Raw genomic sequence first — 24,529 nt, 5'->3', positions numbered from 1 at the left:
CTCTCGCTGTTTCCGGGGCTCAGACCCCGTCCCCATCCACGAACGGGAGACGCCGTGACCACCTGGGAGTACCTCACCACTCCGCTGTTGATCCACAACACCGCCGCCATCTTGAACAACTGGGGCAAGCAGGGCTGGGAGCTCGTCCAGGTCGTGCAGGGTCCCGAGGGCGGTCTCGTCGCCTATTTCAAGCGTCCGGTCGGCACGGATGCGGCCGCCAACACCGGCCTCGATGCGGCGCAGGTCGCCGCGCGTCAGTTCGAAGGAGAGAACGTATGAGCACCGTGTCCGAACGACTCGCGGAGCTGGGAATCGACCTGCCGGAGGTCGTGCCGCCCGTCGCGTCCTACATCCCCGCCAAGGCCTTCGGCGACCTCGTGCACACGGCCGGCCAGCTGCCGTTCGTGGCCGGTCAGCTCCCCGCGACAGGCAAGGTCGGCGAGGGCGAGGGCCTCGTTGCGCCGGCGGATGCCGCGACGTACGCCCGCCAGTCGGCGCTGAACGCGGTGGCTGCGGCCGCGGCCGCCGTAGGAGGGGTTGACCGCCTGACCGGTGTGCTGAAGGTGACCGGCTTCGTGTCGTCGGTGCCGGAGTTCACCGGGCAGCCCGGCGTCATCAACGGAGCCAGCAACGTGCTCGCCGAGATCTTCGGTGAGTCCGGCCGTCATGCCCGTTCTGCTGTGGGCGTGCCCGTTCTCCCGCTCGACAGCCCCGTCGAGGTCGAGGTCGTCTTCACGCTCGCCTGAGGCCCCGCCCATGCAGGAGCCCCGCGCCCCCCAAGGTCGCGGGGCTCCTGCATGTGCCCGATCCGTTCGTGTCGCGTCGGCACCTCGGTCCGGCGTTCCACGGGTTCGCGACGACGCTATTGGGATATCGCCGCGCATCCGAGGCGGACGGAAGATTCCAGACAATCCCGGACAGCTCCGGTCGTCTGTTGTCGCGTCGTGAGCCGGTGCGCCAGAATGAGCGTCTGGGAAATGCTGGGGGCAGGATGAACGGCGATGACATCGGACGTGTCGCGGGGAGTGGATCCGTGATCTCCGTTGCGGAGGATCTGCAGCGGCTCCGCCATGAGGCAGGTGGGGTGAGCTACGCCGAGATCGCGGCGCGGGTCACGAATCTCAGGACGCATCGTTCCGGCCGTTCGTCGGTCGCGGTGTCGCGCTCAACGGTGTACGACGCTTTCCGCCCCGGACGCACGCGACTCGACGCCGATCTCGTGGTCGACATCGTGCGAAGTCTCGGAGTCGCCGATGCGGATGCGGACGGCTGGCGCGACCGATGCATCGCAGCCAAGCCCGCCGCACCGCGGCCCACGTCGCGTGTGGGGACGGCATCCGGTTCCGAGGCGCCACCGGTGGGCGCGGCATCCGTGCTCCGTTTCGACGCGCCTCGTCCGGTCGGGCGACGCGTCCCTCTCATCGTCGGCGTGATGGTCGGAGCCGTCCTCCTTAACGTGGCGGGTAGTCGCATCGTGCTCTGGCTCGATCTGCCGCTCTATCTGGATATGGTCGGCACCGCTGTGGCCGCCGTCGCTATCGGACCCTGGTACGCGGTCGCGACCGCCGTCATCACACAGCTGGGCGCTGTTGTCGTCAACCAGAGCACCTTGGGTCTTCCGTTCACGCTTGTCGCGGTGGTCGGCGCGCTCCTGTGGGGGTACGGCGTGCACCGCTGGGGATGGGGGCGCTCGCTCTCGCGGTTCCTGCTGCTCAGCGTGGTCGTCGCCGTCGCCTGCACGATTATCGCCGCCCCGATTACGGATCTCCTGTACGGCGGCTTCAGCGCCCATGCGGCCGGAAACTCCCTCACGGTGCGGTTCCGGGATGCGGGCATGGTGCTTCCGCTCGCGATCGCGACCGCGAATCTGATCACCTCGCTGCTGGACAAGCTGATCGCGAGCTTCGTGGCGCTCTCGCTGGCTGCCCCCATCCGCCGCGGGATCACGAAGGATCGGACCCCGTCGTCGAATCTTCCGCCGATGGCGCTGTTCGCCGCCGAGCGCCCCTCGCCGACTCTGCACGTCGGTGTCGCGGCGCGCCGGGCACCCGTTCTTTGAGCGCCGTGCTGCTTGTCCTCTCCGGCGGCTGAGTCGCCGTACAGAGGCCGCCCGCGCCTGTGGCTCCGGCGGCCTCTGGTGCTGTTCGAGGTCAGACGTGCACGTGGCGCCTCGCCCGGAGAGATGAGCCGATTAGCGACCCGGCCCCGAGCGCGAGCAGTGCAGCACCCACCCAGGGAGCCGCACTCGACTCGGAGCCGGTCGCTGCCAGTTCGCCGCGCCCCACAGTCACCGCGGCGACTACGGTGAGGCCGATGTCGTCGAAGCTGATGATGAGGTGGTGCTCGCCGTCCTCGACGGCGGCGAGATCGAAGTGGCCAGTGATGGCTCCGCTGTCCCACTGGACGGTGCCGATCGAGACCGGGGTCGATCGCATGTTGCCGATGATCGCCGACCGCGAGTCTTGCATCTTCTTGACGAAGTTCGTCATCATGTCGAACGATTCATTGCGCTTGTTCGACAGGCTGGCCAGCCGCAGCATGTCCATCTGCTGAGTGTTCGTGACGGAGTCGAGTTCGATCCGCAACGATGCGATGAGCGAGGCGGCGGCCGTTCTCGCCTCGGGGGAATCCGAAGTCGCCGAGAGGAGATCGTGCGACTCCACCGCCGCGCCTGCGGCCGTGACCGCAACGGCCAGCGATCCATCAGCCGGAGCGGCGACGTATGCGCGGAGGGCCGAGATGGCCTTGTTGAGGGTGGCGACGCGGGCGTTGCGTTTCTGCACATCCGTGAGCTGCGAAGACAGCTGCTGGTCGAGCAGCTGAGCGCGCCTATCCTGGACGGCGAGCAGAGCTCCCTCGAGATCGAACGCGGTGAGCGAGATCTGGTTCACGGTCAACCCCGGTATGCCGGCGACGACCGGCGACAGCAACTGGGTTGCGGCGGCCGCCTTGTCCGGCGTCGGCTGCTGTGCGAGGCCGAGCGCCTGGCCCGAGGCGGTGAGAAGGGGGACTGCGCTGTTCGGCGTGCCTGCCGCGGTCGCGAGCAGAGCGGCAAGCTCGGATTCCGATATGCCGCTGAACACGTCAGTGAGGTCCGTGTCATCAGGGCGTTGGAAGAACGCGACGGAGGGCTGCTGAACCGGGTCGATGGAGGGTGCAGTCGGAGTCGGAGTCGGAGTCGGAGTCGGAGTCGGTGTCGGAGTCGGAGTCGGTGTCTGTGACGGTGTCGGAGTCGGAGTCGGTGTCGCGCTGGCAGCGGTGAGCGCGAACGACCGGCTCGCGTCGACGATGCTGGGGCTTTCGACGCCGCGGGGGAGGGCGAAGGCGGGGTTGGTCGACGGCTGCGGATCCGTGAGCGTGAAGCCCGCGGCGGGCTCGAAGGAGATGCGGTAATCGTCGGCGGATGTCGTCGGCAGGGCGCCGGAGGTGAACGTGCCGTCGGCGGCGACGGCGACGCGCTGCACGGCCGTGCCGCCGCTGAGAATGGTGATGCTCGAGCCGGAAAGGTCTGAGACGGGTCCCGCATCCGTCGTCGCCGTCACCGCTCCGCCTATCGCGCCGAATGATCCTCCCAGCACGATGGAGACCGGATGGCCCAGGACGGGGTTGAACTCGGTCCGCGCCGTGGAGTCGACGAGGTCGCCGATGGCGCCGCGCCAGGATGCCTCGGCGATGAAGCTGGTGTCGGTCGCCGGGACTTCGAGGGAAACGGTTCCGTCGCCGCCCGTGACGCCTGTGGCTATCACCTGCTCGGGGTCGTCGGCGGGATGCACGCTCACGGTCGTGCCGCCCAGCGGCGCCGAGGCCACGTCATCCGAGATCGTCGTCGTGATGAGCACACGTTCGGATTCATCGGCGTTGGCGGTCAACGGCACCGTCACGAGGACGAGTCCGGTGATCGCTGACAGCGCGCCGAGGGTGCGCACGCGTGACATCCGGTCGCGACGGCGTTGTTCGGTGAGGCGGGGCATGGCCATCCCTTCTGATCGTTCTCTGCCAACTATGGACTAAGTGCAATCTTGCACACAAGCCAAATATCTACGAACGTAGGATGGCCTCCAGATCGAGGGGAGAGTGATGACCGAAGGGCTCAGAGAGCGCAAGATGCGTATCGCACGCCGCACGATGGAAGAAGCGGCGGTCGGGCTCGCCTACGACGACGGCGTGCAAGCGGTGACGGTCGACCGCGTCTGCGCGATTGCGATGGTCTCGCGCAGCACCTTCTTCAACTACTTCCCGTCGCTCGAACACGCGATCTTCGGGCCTGCGTTGACATACGACCTCGCTCTTACCGAGCGCATCCTCGCGGCGCACGAGGACGATCTCGTGGTTGCGGCCTCATTGATCGTGATGGAGTCCGTACGCGGGCAAGGGGATGACGAACTCCTACGCAAACGATTCGCGCTCTTCGCGCGTGAGCCGGGAACGACGACGACGGTGTCCTGGGCGGCCGGGACGAGTCGCGCCGGCCTGCAGGAGGTGATCAGGAGCTGGCTCGATGAGCATCCGGCATCCGCTCGTCTGGTGGACGCCGACCACACCACCGAGGCGCGGATGATCGTGAACTTCTCCGTCGCACTGGGCGACGAGGTCATGCGGCTGGTCGGCGAGGACGGAGCGGACTTCCCGTTCGACCCTGCGGTGTTTCGCACCGTGCGCGAGCGGATGCAGGTACTCAGTGTCCCCGCGCGGTGAACGCCCCGCACCACGAGCGGCGGCACGAGGCGTTCGACCACCGCTTGGCCGGTCGGTCAAGACGAGACCACGGAGCCGTTTGTGGGCGCCTTCATGAACCATCATGTTGCGGCCTTCCTCGCATATCGTCTGTGACATGAGCGTTACGGCGACAGGCCAACCGGCCGTATCGGCGAGAGATCGCGGATGGAGGAACGCCGGCTATGCCGTGGCGTTCTGGATCTTTGCCGCGATCGGCGTGCCCGTCATGACCGGTGCGTGGTTCTTGCTTCCATTGGCATCCCTTGAAGAAGCGACTGAGCAACCGAAGGCGCTTGCCGCGGGAACGACCATGGCGGGGACGACCCTCGTGATGGGCGTCCTGCCGCTGGTCGTGGCGCACATCATCGGTTTTGTGATCCTGTGCGCGATCGGTGGAGCAGGCAGCGTCAACCGCCGTGTCGGTGTGGTGTGGGGAGCCGTCGCGGTCTTCGTAGCATCCGTCATCGGGCTGGCCGTCGTCTGGGTGCTCTCGGGCGGGGAACTCATCTACACATTCGAGTACGTTCCCTGATACCTCAGCCGCCGCGCTTCACTTCTTGCCGGTGACCTTCGACTGGATCGTGGACATGACCATCGTGTCCGCCAGCGTCGTTGTGTCGCCGACCTCGCGGCCCTCGGCAACGTCACGGAGCAAGCGACGCATGATTTTGCCGGATCGAGTCTTCGGTAGTTCGGTCACGATGTAGAGATCACGGGGGCGCGCGATAGGACCGATCTGCTCTCCGACCCACACGCGCAAGGCGTTCACCAACTCATCGCTAGCTCCGTGTGTCGCCAGATACGATTCCTTAATCACACAATAGGCCACCACCGCTTGGCCGGTCGTCTCGTCGCTGGCGCCGACGACGGCGGCCTCGGCCACGGCCTCGTTGCCCACGAGCGCCGACTCGATCTCTGCCGTCGACAGCCGGTGGCCAGACACGTTCATCACGTCGTCCACTCGGCCCAGCAGCCAGATGTCGCCGTCTTCATCGCGGCGGGCGCCGTCGCCGGCGAAGTAGTAGCCGCGGTCGGCGAACTTCTCCCAGTACGTCTCGACGAAGCGGTCCGGGTCGCCCCAGATGCCGCGCAGCATGCTGGGCCAGGGCTCGGTGACCACGAGCAGTCCGCCCGCATCGTTGCCGACTTCCTCGCCCGACTCGTCCACGACATCCACCGAGATGCCGGGGAGTGGCACCTGCGCCGACCCGGGCTTGGTCTCGGTGACGCCGGGGAGGGGAGAGATCATGATGGCGCCGGTCTCGGTCTGCCACCAGGTGTCCACGATCGGAGTGCGCTCGGCGCCGATCACATTGCGGTACCACATCCACGCCTCGGGGTTGATGGGTTCGCCGACGGAGCCCAGCAGCCGCAGCGACGAGAGGTCGAACTGCTGCGGCACCTGGCGGCCGATCTTCATGAACGATCGGATGGCGGTGGGCGCCGTGTAGAGGATCGTGACGCCGTACTTCTCGACGATCTCCCACCAGCGGCCGGGATGCGGCGCATCCGGTGTTCCCTCGTAGATCACCTGCGTGGCGCCGTTCGCGAGCGGGCCGTACGTGACGTAGCTGTGGCCGGTGATCCAGCCGATGTCGGCCGTGCACCAGTAGACGTCGCGCTCGGGGTGCAGATCGAAGACGTTGCGGTGCGTGTAGGCGGCCTGCGTGAGGTAGCCGCCGGAGGTGTGCAGGATGCCCTTGGGTTTTCCGGTGGTGCCGGAGGTGTACAGGATGAACAGCGGATTCTCGGCGTCGAACGGCTTCGCCTCGTGCTCGGCGGATGCGGCCGCCACCGCGTCGTGCCACCAGATGTCGCGGCCCGGCTTCCAGTCCACGTCGTTGCCGCCGCGGCGCACGACGAGCACGTGCTCGACGGTCTCCTGCGCGCCCGAACCCCGGTCGGCGAGGGCCTGATCCACGGCGGGCTTCAGGGGTGAGACCTTTCCCTTGCGGTAGCCGCCGTCCGCCGTGATCACGAGCTTCGCACCGGCGTCGTCGATGCGTGCGCGCAGGCTGTCCGCGGAGAATCCGCCGAAGACGACGGAGTGGATGGCGCCGACTCGCGCCACCGCGAGCATCGCTGCCACCGCCTCCGGGATCATCGGCAGGTAGAGCGCGACGCGGTCGCCTTCGCCGATTCCCAGCTCCGTGAGCACGTTGGCCGTGCGCTTGACCTCCTCGGTCAGCTCCGCGTAGGTGACGCGGCGCTCGTCGCCGGGCTCGCCCTCCCACAGCAGCGCGACGCGGTCGCCGTTGCCGGCGAGCACATGGCGGTCGAGGCAGTTGTAGGCGACGTTGAGCTCGCCGTCGCCGAACCACCGGGCGAAGGGAGGGTTCGACCAGTCGAGCACCTCGGAGAACGGGGTGTGCCAGTGCAGGAGCTCGCGTGCCTGGTCCGCCCAGAAGCCTTCTCGGTCGGAGGCCGCGCGCTCGTAGAGCTCGGCGGTGGCGACTGCGCCCGCGGCGAACTCGGCGCTGGGGGCGAAACGACGGGTCTCGTTCAGCAGGTGGTCGATCTGGCTGCTCATGGCTCGCTCCTTTGCGCGCTGTTCGGGATGACGTGCGGGACGTCTCGCACATCATCACCCGCCCCGGTCGCGGGCGGATACCTCCATTAGAAGGTGGACGGCGGACACCGATATATCAAGGCGATTGGTCCGGCATGCCGTTTGGCCGCCGGTGTGAGGTTGCGTATGCTCGTGTGCGCCCGCCCCTCGCGGCGGGGAGCACGGCCCTCATCACCCCCAATTTGCGGGGCTGTGCTCGGCGGCATCCCAACCCCCCAATGGGATGCCGCCTTTTCTTTTGCCCGGGGCATCGCGCCTCTGCCGGCCGCTCGGATCTCCCCAGCCGCTGCGCCACCGTGGTTCGTCAACCGGGCGTTGCAGCACGCCGGTTCAGCGGCGGGCGCGCGCCTAGCGTCGTCTCCATGCCGCAGCCCTTCGTCGTCGCGCCGCGGGGTGCGTCCGCATCCGTCGGGACTGAGGCGCAGGCGGTCGCCCGCGACCCCGACGCGTCGCGCCCGATACTGGGCGGGCTGTCGGTCGCGGCGTGGGATCCGGTGCGGGTGCATCTGAGTGACCCGGAGGTCACCGACATCTTCATCAACGGCGAGCGGGGCCTCTTCGTGGATCGCGGCCGCGGCGCCGAATCGGTGCCGCACTGGCAGGCGACCGAGAGCGAGGTTCGCGAGATCGCGACGGGCCTCATCGCGCAGGGCGGTCGACACATCGACGATGCGACGCCGTGCGTCGATGTGCGCCTCGACGGCGGCGTCCGGGTTCACGCCGTGCTGCCGCCCGTCAGTGCGGACGGCACGACGATCTCCATCCGCGTGCCGCGGCGTCATCTGGGATCCTTGGCGGCCCTGCGCGACGCGGGGATGCTCGATGCCCGGAGCGAGCGAGCGCTGCAACAGCTCGTCGCCGCCCGCGAGAACCTGCTGGTGACGGGAGCGGCCGGCAGCGGCAAGACCACTCTCCTGGCGGCGTTACTCTCGTCCGCACCCGAGCGCGAGCGGATCGTGACCATCGAGGACGTGGCGGAGCTCCGCATCCGTCATCCGCATCACGTCCGCCTCGAGGCGCGCCAGGCCAACCTCGAGGGTGCGGGCGGCATCGATCTCGCCCGCCTGGTGCGCGAGGCGCTGCGGATGCGGCCGGACCGACTCGTGGTCGGCGAGTGCCGCGGCGCCGAGGTGCGCGAGTTGCTGACCGCGTTGAACACCGGGCACGACGGCGGAGCGGGCACCCTGCACGCCAACGGCATCCATGACGTGCCGGCGCGGCTGGAGGCGCTGGGCGCGCTCGCGGGGCTCGACGACACCGCGCTCGCGCGCCAGGTGGTCAGTGCGATCGGTGTGGTCATCCACGTCGCCCGCGACGCAGACGGCGCCCGGCGCGTCGCAGGCATGGCGCGTCCGGTCCTGGTCGACGGGCGGCTCGGGATGGAGGAGGTCCCATGGGGCTGATGGCACGTCGTCGACCCGCTCCAGACGGCGTGGGGGATGCCGCCCAGCGCCTGTCGGTGCTGCTGCGCACGGGTATCTCGCCGGCGTCCGCCTGGGGGTTCCTGGCCTCCGCGGGGGATGCGGATGCGGTCGCGATCCACGCGGCGCACACGCAGGGGCAGCCGTTCCCGGGTGCGATCGCCGCCCGCGGTGACCGGTGGCGGCCACTGGCCGCGACCTGGCGGGTGGCCACCGCCGTCGGCGCTCCGCTCGCCGAGAGCCTCCGGGCCGTCGCCGCCGCCGTCCGCGACGCGCAGGAGTGCCGCGACGAGGTGCGCGTCGCCCTCGCCGAGCCGGCGGCCACCGCCCGGCTCATGGCCTGGTTGCCGCTCGTCTCCATCGGCCTGGGCGTGGCGCTGGGGTTCGACACGATCGGCGTCCTCACCGGCAGCCCCATCGGAATCGGATGCCTCATCGCGGGCATCGCCTTGATGATCGTGGCGCGCGTCTGGACCGGTGCGCTCACCCGCCGTGCGACACCCCCTCCCGCGATGCCGGGTCTGCACGCCGAGCTCGTCGCGATCGCGCTGTCCGGCGGAGTGTCGATCGAGCGCGCCCGGGCGCTGGCCGATCCGGAGGTCGACGCACCGGACCCGGGGCTCGACGCGCTGCTGCAGCTCTCGCGCTCCGCCGGGGTCCCCGCCGTCGAGCTCCTGCGTGCGGGCGCGTCCCTCGCCCGCCACCGCGCTCGCACGGACGGCCGGATGCGGGCGGCCGGGCTCGGCGCCGCCCTCCTGCTGCCGTTGGGGGTCTGCATCCTGCCCGCCTTCCTGCTGCTGGGGGTCGCGCCGATGCTCATGAGCGTGCTCGGCGCATCCGCACTCCCGCTGTGACCGCGTGCCCACCCGCCGGTGCCCATAAGAGAGGAGCAACACATGACCCCCACCACCGACGCCCGACGGGGCCTCCCGACGCTCACCCGCCGCCGTGCGGCCGAGCTGTTCGGCGACGACTCGGGAGCGGCGACGGCCGAGTACGCGATCGCGACGATGGCCGCCGTCGCCTTCGCGGGACTTCTCGTGGTCATCATGAGATCCGATGAGGTGCGGGGGATCCTGGAGGATCTCGTGCGCCGCGCTCTCACGGTCGAATGAGATCCCGGCTCGGCGATCGCGGCTCGGCCGCGGCGGAGTTCGCGGTCGCCGTGCCGGCGGTGCTGCTCGTGCTGGCCCTCGGCGTCGGCGGGCTCGCCACCGCATCCGCTCAGGTGCGCCTGCAGGATGCCGCAGCGGATGCGGCGCGGCTCGCGGCGCGGGGTGAGGACGCCGCGCGGGCGCTCGGCGTTCTCTCCCACGCCGTCCCGGGTGCGAGCGGCACGATCGGGGAGGAGGGCGACCTCGTGTGCGTGACCGCATCGGCCCCTGCGCCGTTGCCCGCGATGTCGCTCAGCGCCCGCTCGTGCGCCCTGTCGGGTGGACGCTGATGCCCGGCACGGCGGCGACGGTGGGCACGATCGGCGCGCTCGCGGCTCTCGTCGCGGGCCTCAGCGTGGTCGGCGCGGCGAGCGTGCATGCGCAACGACTGTCGGCGGCGACGGATGCGGCGGCGCTCGCCGCGGCGGACGCCGCATCCGGTGCCGTGACGGGCGTTCCGTGCGAGCGCGCCGCCCAGCTGGCAGCCACCGCATCCGCGGAGGTCGTATCCTGCGAGGTGGAGGGTCTCATCGCGACCGTGCGCCTCAGCAGCGCCTTCGGTCCGTTCCCCGCCCAGGCCGCAGCCCGCGCGGGTCCCGCGCCCGAGCCGCGCGACGACGGGTGAACCGGCCCTCCAGCCGACCACCGTCCCGAGGTGTGTATGGTGACAGCGACGAAAGGACCACCGTTGGCAAAGGGTTCTCAGACCACGACGAAGAGCGGCAAGACGCTCGTGATCGTCGAGTCGCCGACCAAGATGACCTCGATCCAGGGCTACCTGGGTGATGACTACGAGGTGCTCAGCTCCGTGGGGCACATCCGCGACCTCGCGAGCAAGAAAGACATTCCGGCCGAGAAGAAGGCCGCGTACGGCAAGTACTCGATCGACGTCGACAACGGCTTCGACCCCTTCTACGTGGTCAACGACCGCAAGACCAAGACCGTCGCCGAACTCAAGCGGGCGGTGAAGGATGCGAGCCAGGTCCTGCTCGCCACCGATGAAGACCGCGAAGGCGAAGCCATCGCGTGGCACCTGCTCGAGGTGCTCAAGCCCAAGGTCCCCGTCAAGCGCATGGTGTTCCACGAGATCACCAAGGACGCCATCCGTGCGGCCGCCGAGAACACGCGCGAGCTCGATCTGGCCCTCGTGGACGCCCAGGAGACCCGCCGCGTACTCGACCGCCTCTACGGCTGGGACGTCTCGCCGGTGCTGTGGCGCAAGGTCGGCAGCGGTCGCGAGGGCGCCGCGCTGAGTGCCGGTCGCGTGCAGTCCGCCGCCACCCGTCTCGTCGTCGACCGCGAGCGCGAGCGCATGTCGTTCGTCTCGGCCAGTTACTGGGACATCGAGACGCTGGCCGTCAAGGGCGACCAGTCCTTCACCGCGCGCCTTGCCCGCATCGATGGCGCACCGCTCGCTCGCGGCACCGACTTCGACGACAAAGGCCAGCTGAAGAAGGCGGTCGTCGTCCTCACCGAGGACGACGTGCGCGCACTGGCTGCGGCCATCGAGGGCGTCGGCACGGCGCACGTCTCCGCGCTCGAATCGAAGCCGGGAACCCGCAGCCCCCGCGCGCCCTTCACGACCTCGACCCTGCAGCAGGAGGCTGGCCGCAAGCTCTCGATGAGCGCGAAGCACACGATGAGTGTCGCCCAGCGCCTCTACGAGAAGGGGTACATCACCTATATGCGCACCGACTCAACCTCGCTCTCGAAGCAGGCGGTCGAAGCGGCGCGCGAGCAGGCCGTGAGCCTGTACGGCGATCGCGCCGTGCCCGCCAACCCGCGCGTCTACGCGAGCAAGAGCAAGAACGCGCAGGAGGCTCACGAGGCCATCCGCCCCTCCGGCGAGCACTTCCGCACCCCCGCATCCGTCGCGTCGCACCTCGACCGCGACGAGCAACGCGTGTACGACCTGATCTGGAAGCGCACCGTCGCGAGCCAGATGGCCGACGCCAAGTACGAGACGACCACGGTGACCCTGTCGCTGACGGCGGATCAGAAGGCGCTCGAGTTCACCGCATCCGGCACCGTCTACACCTTCAAAGGCTTCCTGGAGGCCTACGAGGAGGGCCGCGACGAGAAGCGCGCCGATGCCGACAAGACCGACGACCAGTCGCTGCCGGCGATGAGCGTCGGCGACGAGCTGGCCACGCGCGAAGTGGAGCCCAAGGGTCACGCGACCTCGCCGAAGCCGCGCTACACCGAGGCGAGCCTCGTGAAGGCGCTGGAGGAGAAGGGCATCGGCCGTCCCTCCACCTTCGCCAGCATCATCGACGTGATCCTCGACCGCGGATACGTCTCCAAGCGCGGTCAGGCGCTCGTGCCGAGCTGGCTGGCCTTCAGTGTCGTGCGCCTGCTCGAGCAGCACTTCTCCGACCTCGTCGACTACGACTTCACGGCGGCACTCGAGGACGACCTCGACGCGATCGCCCGCGGCGAGCAGCGGCGCGAACAGTGGCTGCGGGAGTTCTACTTCGGCTCGGAGAACCACGTCGGACTCCGCCACATCGTCGACAACCTCGGTGACATCGATGCACGTGAGCTCAACGCGACCCGGATCACCGACACCGCGACGCTCCGCTTCGGCAAGTACGGTCCGTACCTCGAGGTGGTCGACCCGGCAGACCCCGAGGCCAAGCCCCGGATCATCAACATCCCCGAGGATCTGGCGCCCGACGAGCTGACCGCCCAGAAGGCGCAGGAACTCATCGACGCCCCGATCGCCGGCGACCGTGTGCTGGGCGAGAATCCCGACAACGGCAAGCTCATCGTGGTCAAGGACGGTCGCTTCGGTCCCTACGTGCAGGAGGTCGACCCCGTCGACCCGGATGCGGTGGACGAGGCGACGGGCGAGGTCGCCGAAGCGCCCAAGAAGCGCGGCGCCAAGAAGGAGGCCGCGCCCAAGCCCCGCACCGCCTCGCTCTTCAAGAGCATGTCGGTCGACACCGTCGATCTCGACACGGCTCTCAAACTGCTCGAGCTGCCCCGTGTCGTGGGCGTCGACCCGGCGACCGAGGAGGAGATCACCGCCCAGAACGGCCGCTACGGTCCGTACCTGAAGAAGGGCACCGATTCCCGTTCGCTCGACTCCGAACAGCAGATCTTCGACATCACGCTCGAGGAGGCGCTCGAGCGCTACGCGCAGCCCAAGTACGGTGCCCGTCGCGCATCCAGCGCTCTCAAGGAGTTCGACGCGGACCCGGTCAGCGGCAAGCCCATCAAGATCAAAGACGGTCGCTTCGGCGCGTACGTCACCGACGGCGAGACCAACGCGACCATCCCGCGCGGCGAGACGGTCGACGACGTCGACTTCGAGCGGGCCAAGCAGCTGCTCGCCGACAAGCGCGCCAAGGGCCCCGCCCCCAAGCGCACGTCGGCGCGCAAGACGACCACCCGCAAGACGCCCGCGAAGAAGTGACCGTCACCACGCCGTCGGGTCTGTGGATCACCTTCGAGGGTGGCGACGGCTCGGGAAAGACCACGCAGGCGAGCCTGCTCGAGCAGTGGCTGCGTGAGTCCGGCCGCACGGTCGTGCGCACGCGCGAGCCCGGCGGCACCGAGGTCGGTGTCCTGGTGCGTGACATCGTGCTGCATCACCGGGGCGACGTGGCGGCGCGGGCCGAGGCGCTGCTCTACGCGGCGGATCGCGCGCAGCACGTCGAGACGCTCGTGCGGCCCGCGCTGGCCCGGGGTGAGATCGTCGTGCAGGACCGCTACCTCGACTCGTCGGTCGCGTACCAGGGCGCCGGGCGCGTGCTGGATGCGGGGGAGATCCGTCAGCTGTCGCTGTGGGCCACCGGAGGCGCTCTGCCGGACGTGACCGTGCTGCTGGATCTCGACCCCGCATCCGCGCGCTCCCGCCTCGATGCGGCCGACAAGCCGTTCGACCGTCTGGAGGCGGAGAAGGACGAGTTCCACGCGCGGGTGCGCGCCGCCTTCCTCGATCTGGCCGCGGGTGAGCCGCAGCGTTTCCTCGTGATCGATGCGACCGCGGGCGTCGATGAGATCGCCGCCGTCATCCGCGAGCGCGTCGCAAGCCTGCTGCCTCCTGTGGACGCTGACGGGAGCGTCGACGGCCGCGGATAGGCTGGGCGCATGCACACCGCCGCGTCCTCTCTCCCCTGGGAAGACGTGTGGGGGCAGGACGACGCGGTGCAGCTGCTGCAGGCGGCCGCATCCGATCCCGCGCAGCTCACGCACGCGTGGTTGATCACGGGCCCTCCCGGCTCCGGCCGTTCGACGCTGGCCTACGGGTTCGCGGCGGCGCTCATCGCCGAGCCGGGCGACGACGCGGCCGTGCGCCAGGTTCTCGCCCGTAGTCATCCCGACCTCACCGCGCTTCGCACGGAGCAGGTCGTCATCCGCATCGAGGAGGCGCGTCAGCTCGTCGAGCGCGCGTACTACTCGCCCTCGCTGGGCCGGTATCGCGTGATCGTCGTCGAAGACGCCGATCGCATGGCCGAGCGCACCTCCAACGTGCTGCTCAAGGCGCTCGAAGAACCGCCCGAGCGCACGATCTGGGTGCTGTGCGCGCCGAGCGACGCCGACCTGCTTCCCACCATCCGTTCGCGCGTGCGCACCGTGCGGCTGCGCGAGCCGGACGTGTCGGACGTCGCCCGTCTGATCGCCCAGCGCACCGGTGTCGACGAGGCGGTCGCCGAGCAGGCCGCCCGGCACGCGCAGCGCCACATCGGCATGGCCCAGCGCCTGGCGACGGACGCCGACGCCCGCCGTCGACGCGACGAGACGCTGCGCAGCGCCCTGGCCGTGCGCGGGGTCGGCGACGCGGTCGACGCGGCCGCCCGCATCGTGCAGGTCGCCACCGATGACGCGAAGGCCCTCACGGTCGAGCGCGACGAGGCGGAACGGGCATCGCTGCTGCGCACCGTCGGGCTCGCCGAGGGAGCCGCAGTGCCGCCCGCCGTGCGATCTCAGCTCAACGCCCTGGCCGACGAGCAGAAGCGCCGCGCGACGCGCAGCCTCCGCGACGGCATCGACCGCGTCCTCACCGATCTGCAGTCGCTGTTCCGCGACGTCGTGATGGTGCAGTTCGGCCGCACCGATGGCCTCATCAACACCGAGCTGTCCGACGACCTGCACGCCCTCGCGGCGGCGTGGGAGCCGGATCGCACTCTCCTCGTCCTCGACGAGATCGCCCTGACCCGCCGGAACCTCGAGCGCAACGCGGCCCCCGCGCTGGCACTCGAGAGTCTGCTGGTCGCCGTCGCCACCGGAAGGAGCTCGTCGTGAGCGCCGCCCCCCGCATCCGTCGCCTGATCGCCGTGACAGGTGTCGTCGTCACCCTCGCCGCCCTCGCCGGGTGCGCATTCAAGGTCGACGTCGCTCCCTCGCCGACCCGCAGCGCAGAGCCCGACACGACCGGCATCTCTGAGGAACTGCTGCCGTTCTACGGGCAGGAGCTGTCGTGGAACTCCTGCGGCACCGGACTCGACTGCACCACGGTGACGGCGCCGCTGGACTGGAACGACCCGTCGGCCGGCGAGATCGACCTCGCTGTCGTGCGTCACCTCGCCACCGACGGAGAGCCCCTCGGCTCGCTGCTGACGAACCCCGGCGGCCCCGGCGCCAGCGGTGTCGCGCTCATCCGCGACTCGCTCTCGTTCGCCGTGGGTGACGCCCTCCAGAGCGACTACGACGTCATCGGCTTCGACCCGCGCGGTGTCGGCGAGTCGAGTGCGGTGCGCTGCTTCGACGCCCCCGACATGGACCGCTATCTGTTCGACATCCCCACCGGCACCCGCGGGTCCGCGGAGTGGAACAGCCAGCTCGAGGCGCGCAACGCGACCTTCGCCCAGGCGTGCGAGGCGAACAGCGACGGCATCCTGCAGTTCATCACCACGGAGCAGTCCGCACGTGACATGGATCTGCTGCGCGGCGTGCTGGGCGACGAGAAGCTCAACTACCTCGGCTACTCGTACGGCACGTTCCTCGGCGCGACGTATGCGCAGCTGTTTCCGGAGCGTGTGGGCCGCCTCGTCCTCGACGGCGCAATCGACCCCCAGACGTCCCAGCTGGATGTGTCGACGACGCAGGGCATCGGGTTCGAGTCGGCGCTGCGCGCCTACATGGCATCGTGCCTCCAGGGTTCGGACTGCCCCTTCACCGGGACGGTCGACGACGGCATGGCGGATCTGAGCACCTTGCTCGCGAGCGCCGATCGCAATCCCCTCCCCAACGCGGACGGCCGCCGCATGGGCGCCGACTCGATGATGACCGCGATCATCGCTGCGCTGTACTCGCAGGACAGCTGGTCGTACCTGACGACGGCGCTCTCCAACGCGCTGCAGGGCGACCCGTCGGTCGCGTTCCAGCTCGCCGACTTCTATTACAACCGCAGCGGTGGCGCCTACAGCGACAACTCCACCGAAGCCTTCATCGCCTACAACTGCATGGACTACCCGGACGACGCCACACCGGAGCAGGAGGCCGCGTCGAAGGCCCTGCTCGCGGAGCGTGCGCCGACCGTGGCCCCGTACTGGTCGAGCGACGTCGACTCGTGCGCCTCGTGGCCGTTCCCGCCGAGCGGCGAGCGCAAGGCGCTGACCGCTCAGGGGGCCGCTCCCATCGTGGTCATCGGGACGACGAACGACCCCGCCACCCCCTACGACTGGTCGGTGGCGCTGGCCGATCAGCTCGCCTCCGGCGTGCTGATCACCCGGGTCGGCGAGGGGCACACCGGCTACAACAAGGGCAACACCTGCGTCGACGACGCGGTGGAGGCGTACTTCGTCGACGGCACGGTGCCGCAGGACGGCCTGCGCTGCGAGTGAGCGGCTCCCGAGCGTTCGCGGCGGCCCGTTCGAGCATGTAAGATCGTTGCTTGTGCATCGCGGAAGCGACGCGCGCCGCCTTAGCTCAGACGGCAGAGCGATTCACTCGTAATGAATAGGTCAAGGGTTCGATTCCCTTAGGCGGCTCAGCAGGAGAAGAGGGGTCCCGGAAGGGGCCCCTCTTCTCTTTCCCCCGGCGCATCCCGCATCCGTCGGTCCACCCGCATCCGCTGGGCCCGCCCGCATCCGCGCGCGTCGACGCTCGCTTCTCCCGCGAGACTGCACTTTCTCCACGAGATCACTGTGTTTACCCGTGATCTCGTGACCGAAATGGGCCCACGCGCCCCGAGGCTCCGCGTCCGCGCAGCGGGCGTGGAGAGGGCGTGGGGACAGTCTCGCGGGATTGGGGCGGGAGGGATGGGGAGCGGGAGAGGGGGATGGGATGATCGGATGGTGGGTCACACCGTCGACGTGCTGCTGGAGACGTTCACCTGGGTCGGCTTCCTCGGCGCGGTGGCCGTCGGAGTCGTCTGGCTGATCCTGCTGCTCGTCGACGGCACCTGGACACCCGCGCACGCCGTCATCGAGCCGGGCGAGAGCGGCCGCGTCGCGCACTGGTTCACGGCGGAGGGCGGGGTCGGGCGTGCCGTTCTCAGCGACGCCGACGAGGCGCACCTCGCGGGCGCTGACGAGGCGGACATCTACTACCGCCCCGGCGCGGAGGACCGGATGCGGTTCGTCGCCCGGTCTCCGCTCGTACGGCTGACCGGGTGGTTCACCGTGGGTTTCCTCGCCGTCGGCATCCTCGCGCTCGCCCTGTCGCTGGTCACCATGTTCCTGGCGTGAGCCGCTGCGGCGCTGGAAGACGGACTGGCGTCGGGGCCATATAGCTAGATAAGCTAGCGACATGGCCGCATCCTCGACCCCGATCCGACCCTCGCGCTGGCTTCGGGTGGGCATCCCCTCACTGCTCGTGCTCATCTGGCTCGTCGTGGGGTCGATCGGTGGTCCGTACTTCGGCAAAGTCGATGAGGTATCCACCAACGATCAGTCGACGTTCCTGCCGCAGAGTGCGGCCTCCACGCAGGTCAACGAGCGGCTTCCCGAGTTCCTCTCCGGCGACAGCATCCCGGCCGTCGTGGTGTTCTCTGCAGACCAGAAGCTCACCGACGCCCAGATCGCGGAGCTGCAGACGGTGGCCGACGACATCGCGCAAACGCCGGGAGTGCTCGACGGGATCTCGCCTCCCATCGTGTCCGAGGACGGCCTTGCCGCGCAGATCTTCGTTCCCATCGACGCATCAGGCGAGGTGCCGGACGCCGTCGAGGCAGTCCGCGACCTCGTCGCCTCCGACGCGCCCTCGGGCGTCGACGGATGGGTGACCGGCCCTGCCGGGTTCACCGCGGACCTGGTCGAAGGGTTCCTCGGCATCGACGGGCTACTGCTGGGCGTCGCGCTCATCGCCGTGTTCGTGATCCTCGTCATCGTCTACCGTTCGCCGCTGCTGCCCGTGCTCGTGCTGCTCACGAGCGTCTTCGCGCTGTGCGTGGCGCTGCTGACGGTGTGGTGGCTCGCCAAGGCGGGAATCTTCGTGCTGAACGGCCAGGTGCAGGGCATCCTGTTCATCCTGGTGATCGGCGCCGCCACCGATTACGCGCTCCTCTTCGTGGCGAGATATCGCGAGGCGGTGGCCGAGGGGCAGGCGAGATGGCCGGCGACCGTGCAGGCCTGGCGCGGAGCGTTCGAGCCCATCCTCGCCTCGGGCGGAACCGTCATCGCGGGACTGCTGTGCCTCCTGCTGTCGGACCTCGCCAGCAACCGCGCGCTCGGCCCGATCGCGGCGATCGGCATCGCCTTCGCGATGCTCTCCGCGCTCACCTTCCTGCCCGCGCTGCTCGCGCTCGTGGGCCGCGCCGCCTTCTGGCCCTTCATCCCGAAGCGTCCGGCCGCGGTGCCGTCGGACGACCCGAACGCCCCCGTTTCGGGCCTCTGGCCGCGGGTGGCGCGGTTCGTCACGCGGCGCGCCCGTCCGGTGTGGATCATCAGCACCGTCGTGCTCCTGGTCGGCGCCGCAGGCATCACGCAGCTCAAGGCCGACGGCGTGCCCTCCAGCGACCTCGTGCTCGGGTACTCGCAGGCGCGTGACGGCCAGGACGTGCTCGCGGAACACTTCCCGGCCGGCTCCGGCAGCCCGGTCTACGTCGTGGTCTCCGAGACGGATGCGCCCGCCGCCGTCACCGCGACGACGGATGCCGAGGGCATCGACAGTGTGGCGATCGCCGCCGCGGACTCGCCGACAGGTCAGGCTTCGGTCGCCGTCTCGGCAGGCGCGCTCGAGCTCACGGCGGTCGGTCCCCCCGGAACCCCCGCGCCCGCGGCCACCACCGTCGACGGGGATGTCCTGCTGATCGCGACGCTCACGGATGCGGCGGACTCCGCCGCGGCCGACGACGCTGTCGTGGCGCTACGCGACGCCCTCGATCGCGACCTCGGAGAGGGGGCGGCGCTCGTCGGCGGGCAGACCGCCATCGACGTCGACACGAACGCCACCTCGATCCGCGACCGCACGGTCATCATCCCCGTCATCCTCGCCGTCGTCTTCGTGATCCTCATGCTGCTGCTGCGCTCGATCCTCGCGCCCGTCCTGCTGATCGCGAGCACCGTGATCTCGTTCGGGACGGCGATGGGGGTGAGTGCGCTCGTGTTCAACCATGTGTTCGACTTCCCCGGCGCAGACCCCGCGGTGCCGCTCTACGGCTTCGTCTTCCTCGTTGCGCTCGGCATCGACTACAACATCTTCCTCATGTCGCGCGTCCGGGAGGAGTCGCTGCGCCACGGCACCCGCGCGGGCATCGTGCGCGGCCTCGTGTCGACCGGAGGGGTGATCACCTCGGCCGGCCTCGTGCTCGCAGCGACATTCGCAGCCCTCGGCGTCATTCCGATCCTGTTCCTCGCGCAGCTGGCCTTCATCGTGGCGTTCGGCGTGCTGCTGGACACCTTCGTCGTCCGCTCGCTGCTGGTTCCCGCGCTCGCTTCCGACATCGGGCGCGCAGTGTGGTGGTCCTCCAAGCTGTGGCGCGCCGGAGCCGAGACGCAGGATGCGGCGCCGATGACGCGTGCCGAGTACCGGCGTACGCTCGGATCATGACCAAGGCGCTGTTCATCGTCGACGTCCAGAACGACTTCACCGAGCACGGTGCGCTCGGGGTGGCGGGAGGAGACGGGGTCGCCGAGCGGATCTCCGGCTACCTCGCGGAGCACGCGGGCGACTACGCCCTCATCGTCGCGTCCCGCGACTGGCACGACGCCGAGGGCGACAACGGCGGGCACTTCGCCGCAGAGCCCGACTTCGTCGACACCTGGCCACCGCACTGCGTTGCGGGCAACTTCGGTGCCGAATACGACGAGGTCTTCGACACGTCCGCCGTGACGCACCACCTCAAGAAGGGGCAGGGCAAGCCCGCCTACTCGCTCTTCGAGGGACGCACCGACGACGGTCGTACGGCGACCGAGCTGCTCGAGGAGCACGGCATCCTCGACATCGACGTGGTCGGTCTCGCGACCGACTACTGCGTGCGCGCGTCGGCCCTGGACGCCATCGCCGCCGGCCGGCACGTGCGCGTGTTCACCGACCTCGTCGCCGGCGTGCACGCCGAGTCGAGTGAGAGGGCCCTCGCGGAGATCGCGCACGCCGGCGCAGAGGTCACTGCGTCGCGCTGAGCGCCGGGTACGGCTGTCGAACGCTCGGCAACCGCTCGGAGCCGGGGCCGGCTTACGGATGCGGGTCGACGACGCGACCGCGGGAGGCCTCCAGTGCCCGGATGAGGGAGGCAGAGTCCCACGGGCCGACGTGGCGGATCCCGCCGATGAAGAACGTGGGCGTCGAGTGCAGATCCATGAGCTCCGCGTCCAAGCGGTCGTCCTGGATGTGGCGCAGGACGGCGGGGGAGCGCAGATCGTCGGCGAAGCGGTCGGTGTCCAGGCCCAGCTCGTCGGCGTAGCGGATCAGGTCCGAGAGCTCGAGCTGATCCTGATGCGCGAACATCTTCCGCGTCATCTCATAGAAGTGGCCCTGCGCCGCCGCGGCCTCCGAGGCCTGCGCAGCCTGCTGCGCGTGTGGATGCGGGGCGTCGAGCGGCAGGTGCCGCCACACCCAGCGCACCTGGTCACCGAGCGCGGCGAAGACCTCGTCGATCGATCCCGTGGCGCGGCCGCAGAACGGGCACTCGAAGTCGCCGTACTCGACGATCGTGAGGGGCGCGTCCTTCGGCCCCTTGATGTGGTCGCGGGCGGGGTCGACCGGACGGTTCAGGTATTTGCCCACGGCGACGGGCGGACGCACGCGGTCGCCGATCGAGATGATCGCCCATCCTGAGAGGAACGCCAGCACGGATGCGGTGAGCACGCCGACGCGGGCGAGGTCCTGCGTGTGGGGGTCGTCGATCGCGATGGGCACGAGGAACAGCGCGATCGTGAATCCGATGCCCGACAGCGCGCCGCCGCCGGCGATCCGCGTCATCCCGAGACCGGGAGCCAGAACGCCCTTGCCCGTGGCGCGCAGCAGCCAGGTCGCACCCGTGATGCCGATGAACTTGCCGGCGACGAGCGCGACGATGATGCCCCAGGTCAACGGCGAGGTGAAGGCTTCCTGCAGCGTCGCCGGGTCGAGGTGGACGCCCGCGTTCGCCAGGGCGAACAGGGGCAGGACGCCGAACGAGATGTAGGGGCGCCATCCCGCATCCACGCGTTCGTTGATCGAGAGCGAGTCGCGCACGCTGCGCTGGACCGCGGCCGCGTAGACGGTGTTAGGGGACTCGCGGAAGGCTCGGGTGAGCTCCGCCGTGCGTTCGACGTCGCTGCGCCGCGGCGGGAAGACGGGGATGAGCAGGGCGATCGCGACGCCGGCGAGGGTCGCGTGCACGCCCGACAACAGCACGACGATCCAGAGGGCGATACCCAGTGCCGCGTAGGAGAATCCTCGGCCGTAGGGCAAGAAGCGTACGAGGGCGATCAGTCCCATGAGCACGACGGCCACCAGCAGGGCGACGAGGTTGAGGCTGTCGGAGTAGAAGACGCCGATGACCAGCAGCGCCCCGATGTCGTCGACGACGGCGAGGGTCAGCAGGAACGCCCGTAGGCGGGCGGGGAACTTCGGGCCGATGATCGCGAGGGCTCCCAGCAGGAACGCCGTGTCCGTGGAGATGACCACGCCCCACGCGTGCGTTTCCTCGGTGCCGAGCGTGAAGAGGATGAAGATCCCCGCGGGCACCACGAGACCCGCGACCGCCGCCGCGATCGGCAGGGTGGCGCGAGCCCGGTCGGTGAGCTCGCCGATGGTGAGCTCACGTTTGACCTCGAGTCCGACGAGGAAGAAGAACAGCGTCATCAGTCCGTCGTTGACGAGCGCGTGGAGGGTCGAATCGATCTGCACGTCGCCCACGGCGATCGCGATCGGCGTCTCCCAGAAGTGCTCGTAGCCGGCGCCCCACGGGCTGTTCGCCCAGATGATGGCGAGCGCGGTGGCGATCAGCATCAGGGCTGCCGACATGCGGTCGGGGGCGATCGGACGGCGCTTCTTCTTGGTGGGGCCGCTGCGGTGCAGTTCGACTCTGGTCATCGGGCTCCTCCCGGGCGCGGATGCGGGACCACGGGCGAGTGCCCAGGAGGAAGTCTGCCGCATCCGGGGCCGGTCGGGGCGAGCGAGAGGGGCCCTGCCGGGCCCACCGTGCCGGATCGCTCCCGATCAGCGCTGCATCGGGCGCCAGGACTCCAGGAACGCCGAGACCGTGAGCGTCTCCATCTCCAGCTCGATCTTGCCGAACAGGTGCGAGGCCATGTTGGCGTCGGTGGGGATGCGCAGCACGAGCGCCTCGGTGTCGAGTCGGCGGATCTCGACGTCGTACATGTTGAGCACGCCGGATCCGAGCAGGGCATCGACCCCTGCACGCACCCAGTTCGAGGGGCGCGGCACGAGCGCGGCGCTCAGGTAGTCGGCGGCGACCTCGTCGTCGGATGCGGTGTCCATAGCTCCTATCCTCTCGTGACAGGCACCGTCATCACTCGTCCGTGTGGAAGCCCGCCGCCTTGTGCGTGCCGTCGCAGAACGGTTTGATGCTCGACAGGCCGCAACGGCACAGAGCGACGGTGCGCCGGCGGCGCTCGACCGGGTTGCCGGCCGCGTCCACGATCCGCGCTTCGCCGCGCACGAGCAGCGGTCCGTCGGGGTAGGCGGTGATCGTCACGGGCTCGTCGCTCATGCGGCACCGCCACGCAGGGAGGAGACGCCGCTCGTGAACGCGTCGTACATGTGCTGCGCGACCCAGCCGTCGACGGCCAAGCACGCGGCAGCGCCGAACATGATGTCGGCGAGCAGGTCGGGCCGATCCTCCGCAAGGGCGCCTGCGAGGTCCCGGCCCGCGATCTGTTCGTGCACCGCGTCGGCCTCGACGCGCTCGTCGAAGTAGTCGGTCACGTCCTCGCCGTAGCCGAGCCGGCGCAGGCCGTCGCCGTAGAGGCGATTGGGGATCGACGACGTCATCTCGAAGGCGGCCAGGTGGCCCACGATGGCGCCGAGCAGGCGACGGTTCAACCCGAACATCGACATCGTGTTGTGGGAGGCCAGGGTCACGGCGGGGACATCGTCGACGTATGCGCCGTAGCGATCGTCGAGGCCAGCGGCGCGGACGGTGCGCGCGAAGATCTCGGCGTGCACACGATCGGGGCGGCCCCCGCCGTACTCGTCGGACTGGATCTCGACGAGCGCAGCCTTCGCGCGGCCGCGGAGCCGGGGGATCGCCCACGAGTGAGGGTCGGCTTCGCGCAGCGTGTAGACCGTGCGCTGGATGAGGAACTCCCGCGCCTGCTCGTCGGTCGCCTTGCGAGCGAGGTAGCGGGACAGGCTCGGGCCGCTGTCATCGGAGGTCAGTGTGAAGAGCGCCTGTGCGACATCGGCGGCGTGGGGAGCCGGGAGGGCGGGCACGGCGATCTCCCGACGCAGGTCGGCTTCGAACGCGGATTCGAGCAACTGCCGCACGGTGAGCAGCTCCGCATCCCACTCCAGCGCGGCGTCGAGGCCGTCGAGCGAGCCGTAGGCGTTCGCGTAGAGGCAGAAGAGCGCGAGTTGGATGTCGTCGTCCCGGACGATGTCCGGCGTCATCGCCAGGGCACGCTCGGCCAGCGCGGCCAGATCGTCGCCGGCTGCAGCGGCCGAGAGGTGCAGCGCGACAGCCTCGCTCAGCGGGCCGCGCGCGGCGAAAGGCAGACCGGGCAGCATCGCCCGGGAGATGGCGGTCAGTGACACGAGTGCTCCGATCGTTCGGGGGAACGTCTGCATCTCACCCGTTCCCGCGCCGGCGCGAAGGGGGCTTGACACGTCGGAGCGTGCGGCACGGTCAGTCCCTCTGATGCCGGCTGCGCACCCGGAACCACAGGGTGAGCTCGCCGATCGCGCGCAGCACATTGTCCGGGTCGTCCCGGTCGCCGAGGTCGTCGAACGTGTCGCGGAAGCCGTCCGGAGCCGGATGCGAGGGTGGCGAGATGGGCTCGTATCCCATGCTCCACTCCGAGAACCGCCGTTCGCCGATCTCCTCGTCCCGCACGATCCGCACGTCGGCATGCCGCGGGTCGGCCTGGATGACCTGCATCAGTTCGCGCACCGCGGTATCGGGGCCCTCGAGGATCTGGATGAAATGTCCCGCCCGGTACAGGAGCATGCCGGTGATTCCGCGGCGATCGTTCGCCGCCCGGCTGGTGACGAGCAGCTGTTCCAGGTCGGGATCGGTGAAGGGGGCGCGCGCGTGACTGGTGTAGACGACGGAGATCAATGGGGCGGTCACGGTGGTGGACTCCTTCAGCGCCGGACAGGATGCGGGCGCGGCG

24 protein-coding genes and 1 tRNA gene are annotated in these 24,529 nt (G+C 69.6%); 18 read left to right on the top strand and 7 right to left on the bottom strand.

Annotation, left to right across the window (positions count from 1 at the left end):
* The first annotated feature begins 54 nt into the window (after nucleotides 1-54).
* The 3 genes from KYX17_RS26265 (at nucleotide 55) to KYX17_RS26255 (ending at nucleotide 2,059) form a co-directional block, all read left to right on the top strand.
* Complete coding sequence (locus KYX17_RS26265) at nucleotides 55-279, top strand: DUF4177 domain-containing protein (RefSeq protein ID WP_243231521.1); 225 nt, start codon at nucleotides 55-57, stop codon at nucleotides 277-279.
* Nucleotides 276-746: a RidA family protein gene (locus KYX17_RS26260; protein ID WP_243231519.1), complete on the top strand. Its 471-nt coding sequence runs from the start codon at nucleotides 276-278 to the stop codon at nucleotides 744-746. The genes KYX17_RS26265 and KYX17_RS26260 overlap by 4 nt, the downstream gene beginning before the upstream one ends.
* Nucleotides 747-1,084: 338 nt before the next feature.
* Nucleotides 1,085-2,059 (top strand): hypothetical protein, encoded by a 975-nt coding sequence (locus tag KYX17_RS26255; RefSeq protein ID WP_243231517.1) that lies wholly within the window; start codon nucleotides 1,085-1,087, stop codon nucleotides 2,057-2,059.
* Between the two features lie 91 nt (nucleotides 2,060-2,150).
* Here KYX17_RS26255 and KYX17_RS26250 read toward each other — a convergent pair whose 3' ends face one another.
* Entirely contained in the window at nucleotides 2,151-3,977 is a 1,827-nt protein-coding gene (locus KYX17_RS26250) for a hypothetical protein (protein ID WP_243231515.1), read from the bottom strand.
* Nucleotides 3,978-4,077: 100 nt separating this feature from the next.
* Between KYX17_RS26250 and KYX17_RS26245 the strand changes: the two genes are divergently transcribed.
* Both KYX17_RS26245 and KYX17_RS26240 read left to right on the top strand, forming a co-directional pair.
* Nucleotides 4,078-4,695 (top strand): TetR family transcriptional regulator, encoded by a 618-nt coding sequence (locus KYX17_RS26245; RefSeq protein ID WP_239281625.1) that lies wholly within the window; start codon nucleotides 4,078-4,080, stop codon nucleotides 4,693-4,695.
* A 136-nt stretch (nucleotides 4,696-4,831) separates the two neighbouring features.
* On the top strand, nucleotides 4,832-5,248 hold the full coding sequence (locus KYX17_RS26240; RefSeq protein ID WP_243231513.1) for a hypothetical protein: 417 nt from the start codon (nucleotides 4,832-4,834) through the stop codon (nucleotides 5,246-5,248).
* 18 nt (nucleotides 5,249-5,266) lie between these two features.
* Here KYX17_RS26240 and acs read toward each other — a convergent pair whose 3' ends face one another.
* The gene (gene acs / locus KYX17_RS26235; RefSeq protein WP_243231511.1) at nucleotides 5,267-7,246 is read right to left on the bottom strand and encodes an acetate--CoA ligase; all 1,980 of its coding nucleotides are present in this window, start codon (nucleotides 7,244-7,246) and stop codon (nucleotides 5,267-5,269) included.
* A 401-nt stretch (nucleotides 7,247-7,647) separates the two neighbouring features.
* Here acs and KYX17_RS26230 point away from each other — a divergent pair, with 401 nt between their 5' ends.
* From KYX17_RS26230 to KYX17_RS26170, 13 genes are all read left to right on the top strand, one after another.
* Nucleotides 7,648-8,688: a TadA family conjugal transfer-associated ATPase gene (locus KYX17_RS26230; RefSeq protein WP_243231508.1), complete on the top strand. Its 1,041-nt coding sequence runs from the start codon at nucleotides 7,648-7,650 to the stop codon at nucleotides 8,686-8,688.
* Nucleotides 8,688-9,560: a type II secretion system F family protein gene (locus tag KYX17_RS26225; RefSeq protein WP_243231507.1), complete on the top strand. Its 873-nt coding sequence runs from the start codon at nucleotides 8,688-8,690 to the stop codon at nucleotides 9,558-9,560. The genes KYX17_RS26230 and KYX17_RS26225 overlap by 1 nt, the downstream gene beginning before the upstream one ends.
* 42 nt (nucleotides 9,561-9,602) lie before the next feature.
* Nucleotides 9,603-9,821 (top strand): DUF4244 domain-containing protein, encoded by a 219-nt coding sequence (locus KYX17_RS26220; RefSeq protein ID WP_243231502.1) that lies wholly within the window; start codon nucleotides 9,603-9,605, stop codon nucleotides 9,819-9,821.
* Nucleotides 9,818-10,150, top strand: a complete 333-nt coding sequence (locus KYX17_RS26215) for a TadE family type IV pilus minor pilin (protein ID WP_243231499.1) — start codon at nucleotides 9,818-9,820, stop codon at nucleotides 10,148-10,150. Before KYX17_RS26220 ends, KYX17_RS26215 begins: the two co-directional genes overlap by 4 nt.
* Nucleotides 10,150-10,485 carry a helicase gene (locus KYX17_RS26210; protein WP_243231497.1) on the top strand — a complete coding sequence of 112 codons (336 nt, stop codon included), beginning with the start codon at nucleotides 10,150-10,152 and terminating at the stop codon, nucleotides 10,483-10,485. Before KYX17_RS26215 ends, KYX17_RS26210 begins: the two co-directional genes overlap by 1 nt.
* A 63-nt stretch (nucleotides 10,486-10,548) precedes the next feature.
* Nucleotides 10,549-13,278 carry a type I DNA topoisomerase gene (topA, locus tag KYX17_RS26205; protein WP_283818230.1) on the top strand — a complete coding sequence of 910 codons (2,730 nt, stop codon included), beginning with the start codon at nucleotides 10,549-10,551 and terminating at the stop codon, nucleotides 13,276-13,278.
* Nucleotides 13,275-13,946, top strand: coding sequence for a dTMP kinase (tmk, locus tag KYX17_RS26200; RefSeq protein ID WP_243231494.1), 672 nt, complete (start codon nucleotides 13,275-13,277; stop codon nucleotides 13,944-13,946). The genes topA and tmk overlap by 4 nt, the downstream gene beginning before the upstream one ends.
* Before the next feature lie 9 nt (nucleotides 13,947-13,955).
* A complete protein-coding gene (locus tag KYX17_RS26195) occupies nucleotides 13,956-15,110 on the top strand; it encodes a DNA polymerase III subunit delta' (protein WP_243231491.1) in 1,155 nt (384 codons plus the stop codon).
* Nucleotides 15,107-16,651 carry an alpha/beta hydrolase gene (locus KYX17_RS26190; protein ID WP_308220959.1) on the top strand — a complete coding sequence of 515 codons (1,545 nt, stop codon included), beginning with the start codon at nucleotides 15,107-15,109 and terminating at the stop codon, nucleotides 16,649-16,651. Before KYX17_RS26195 ends, KYX17_RS26190 begins: the two co-directional genes overlap by 4 nt.
* 74 nt (nucleotides 16,652-16,725) lie before the next feature.
* Nucleotides 16,726-16,798 (top strand) — tRNA-Thr (locus tag KYX17_RS26185).
* A 303-nt stretch (nucleotides 16,799-17,101) separates the two neighbouring features.
* The gene (locus tag KYX17_RS26180; RefSeq protein WP_243231490.1) at nucleotides 17,102-17,497 is read left to right on the top strand and encodes a hypothetical protein; all 396 of its coding nucleotides are present in this window, start codon (nucleotides 17,102-17,104) and stop codon (nucleotides 17,495-17,497) included.
* A gap of 61 nt (nucleotides 17,498-17,558) precedes the next feature.
* Nucleotides 17,559-19,799 carry an efflux RND transporter permease subunit gene (locus KYX17_RS26175; RefSeq protein ID WP_243231489.1) on the top strand — a complete coding sequence of 747 codons (2,241 nt, stop codon included), beginning with the start codon at nucleotides 17,559-17,561 and terminating at the stop codon, nucleotides 19,797-19,799.
* On the top strand, nucleotides 19,796-20,371 hold the full coding sequence (locus KYX17_RS26170; RefSeq protein ID WP_243231486.1) for an isochorismatase family protein: 576 nt from the start codon (nucleotides 19,796-19,798) through the stop codon (nucleotides 20,369-20,371). The genes KYX17_RS26175 and KYX17_RS26170 overlap by 4 nt, the downstream gene beginning before the upstream one ends.
* Nucleotides 20,372-20,423: 52 nt before the next feature.
* Here the strand turns inward: KYX17_RS26170 and nhaA are convergent, their stop codons facing one another.
* The 5 genes from nhaA to KYX17_RS26145 form a co-directional block, all read right to left on the bottom strand.
* Nucleotides 20,424-22,268 carry a Na+/H+ antiporter NhaA gene (gene nhaA, locus KYX17_RS26165; protein ID WP_243231485.1) on the bottom strand — a complete coding sequence of 615 codons (1,845 nt, stop codon included), beginning with the start codon at nucleotides 22,266-22,268 and terminating at the stop codon, nucleotides 20,424-20,426.
* Nucleotides 22,269-22,394: 126 nt separating this feature from the next.
* On the bottom strand, nucleotides 22,395-22,676 hold the full coding sequence (locus KYX17_RS26160; protein WP_243231482.1) for a hypothetical protein: 282 nt from the start codon (nucleotides 22,674-22,676) through the stop codon (nucleotides 22,395-22,397).
* 31 nt (nucleotides 22,677-22,707) lie between these two features.
* Complete coding sequence (locus KYX17_RS26155; RefSeq protein WP_243231480.1) at nucleotides 22,708-22,908, bottom strand: CDGSH iron-sulfur domain-containing protein; 201 nt, start codon at nucleotides 22,906-22,908, stop codon at nucleotides 22,708-22,710.
* Nucleotides 22,905-23,924 (bottom strand): iron-containing redox enzyme family protein, encoded by a 1,020-nt coding sequence (locus tag KYX17_RS26150; RefSeq protein ID WP_243231679.1) that lies wholly within the window; start codon nucleotides 23,922-23,924, stop codon nucleotides 22,905-22,907. Before KYX17_RS26150 ends, KYX17_RS26155 begins: the two co-directional genes overlap by 4 nt.
* Nucleotides 23,925-24,042: 118 nt before the next feature.
* A complete protein-coding gene (locus tag KYX17_RS26145; RefSeq protein WP_243231468.1) occupies nucleotides 24,043-24,486 on the bottom strand; it encodes a BLUF domain-containing protein in 444 nt (147 codons plus the stop codon).
* Between the last annotated feature and the right edge of the window lie 43 nt (nucleotides 24,487-24,529).

The sequence above is a fragment of the Microbacterium sp. CIAB417 genome (assembly GCF_022788845.1).
This window is presented reverse-complemented; position numbering and strand designations above follow the sequence as displayed.

Coding starts and splice junctions, on each gene's coding strand:
- KYX17_RS26215 (WP_243231499.1), top strand. CDS start 9,818: ATGAGATCCCGGCTCGGCGATCGCGGCTCGGCCGCGGCGGAGTTCGCG.
- KYX17_RS26220 (WP_243231502.1), top strand. CDS start 9,603: ATGACCCCCACCACCGACGCCCGACGGGGCCTCCCGACGCTCACCCGC.
- KYX17_RS26150 (WP_243231679.1), bottom strand. CDS start 23,924: ATGCTGCCCGGTCTGCCTTTCGCCGCGCGCGGCCCGCTGAGCGAGGCT.
- KYX17_RS26250 (WP_243231515.1), bottom strand. CDS start 3,977: ATGGCCATGCCCCGCCTCACCGAACAACGCCGTCGCGACCGGATGTCA.
- KYX17_RS26170 (WP_243231486.1), top strand. CDS start 19,796: ATGACCAAGGCGCTGTTCATCGTCGACGTCCAGAACGACTTCACCGAG.
- KYX17_RS26180 (WP_243231490.1), top strand. CDS start 17,102: ATGGTGGGTCACACCGTCGACGTGCTGCTGGAGACGTTCACCTGGGTC.
- KYX17_RS26240 (WP_243231513.1), top strand. CDS start 4,832: ATGAGCGTTACGGCGACAGGCCAACCGGCCGTATCGGCGAGAGATCGC.
- nhaA (WP_243231485.1), bottom strand. CDS start 22,268: ATGACCAGAGTCGAACTGCACCGCAGCGGCCCCACCAAGAAGAAGCGC.
- KYX17_RS26195 (WP_243231491.1), top strand. CDS start 13,956: ATGCACACCGCCGCGTCCTCTCTCCCCTGGGAAGACGTGTGGGGGCAG.
- KYX17_RS26245 (WP_239281625.1), top strand. CDS start 4,078: ATGACCGAAGGGCTCAGAGAGCGCAAGATGCGTATCGCACGCCGCACG.
- KYX17_RS26175 (WP_243231489.1), top strand. CDS start 17,559: ATGGCCGCATCCTCGACCCCGATCCGACCCTCGCGCTGGCTTCGGGTG.
- KYX17_RS26210 (WP_243231497.1), top strand. CDS start 10,150: ATGCCCGGCACGGCGGCGACGGTGGGCACGATCGGCGCGCTCGCGGCT.
- KYX17_RS26225 (WP_243231507.1), top strand. CDS start 8,688: ATGGCACGTCGTCGACCCGCTCCAGACGGCGTGGGGGATGCCGCCCAG.
- acs (WP_243231511.1), bottom strand. CDS start 7,246: ATGAGCAGCCAGATCGACCACCTGCTGAACGAGACCCGTCGTTTCGCC.
- KYX17_RS26260 (WP_243231519.1), top strand. CDS start 276: ATGAGCACCGTGTCCGAACGACTCGCGGAGCTGGGAATCGACCTGCCG.
- KYX17_RS26155 (WP_243231480.1), bottom strand. CDS start 22,908: ATGAGCGACGAGCCCGTGACGATCACCGCCTACCCCGACGGACCGCTG.
- KYX17_RS26230 (WP_243231508.1), top strand. CDS start 7,648: ATGCCGCAGCCCTTCGTCGTCGCGCCGCGGGGTGCGTCCGCATCCGTC.
- KYX17_RS26160 (WP_243231482.1), bottom strand. CDS start 22,676: ATGGACACCGCATCCGACGACGAGGTCGCCGCCGACTACCTGAGCGCC.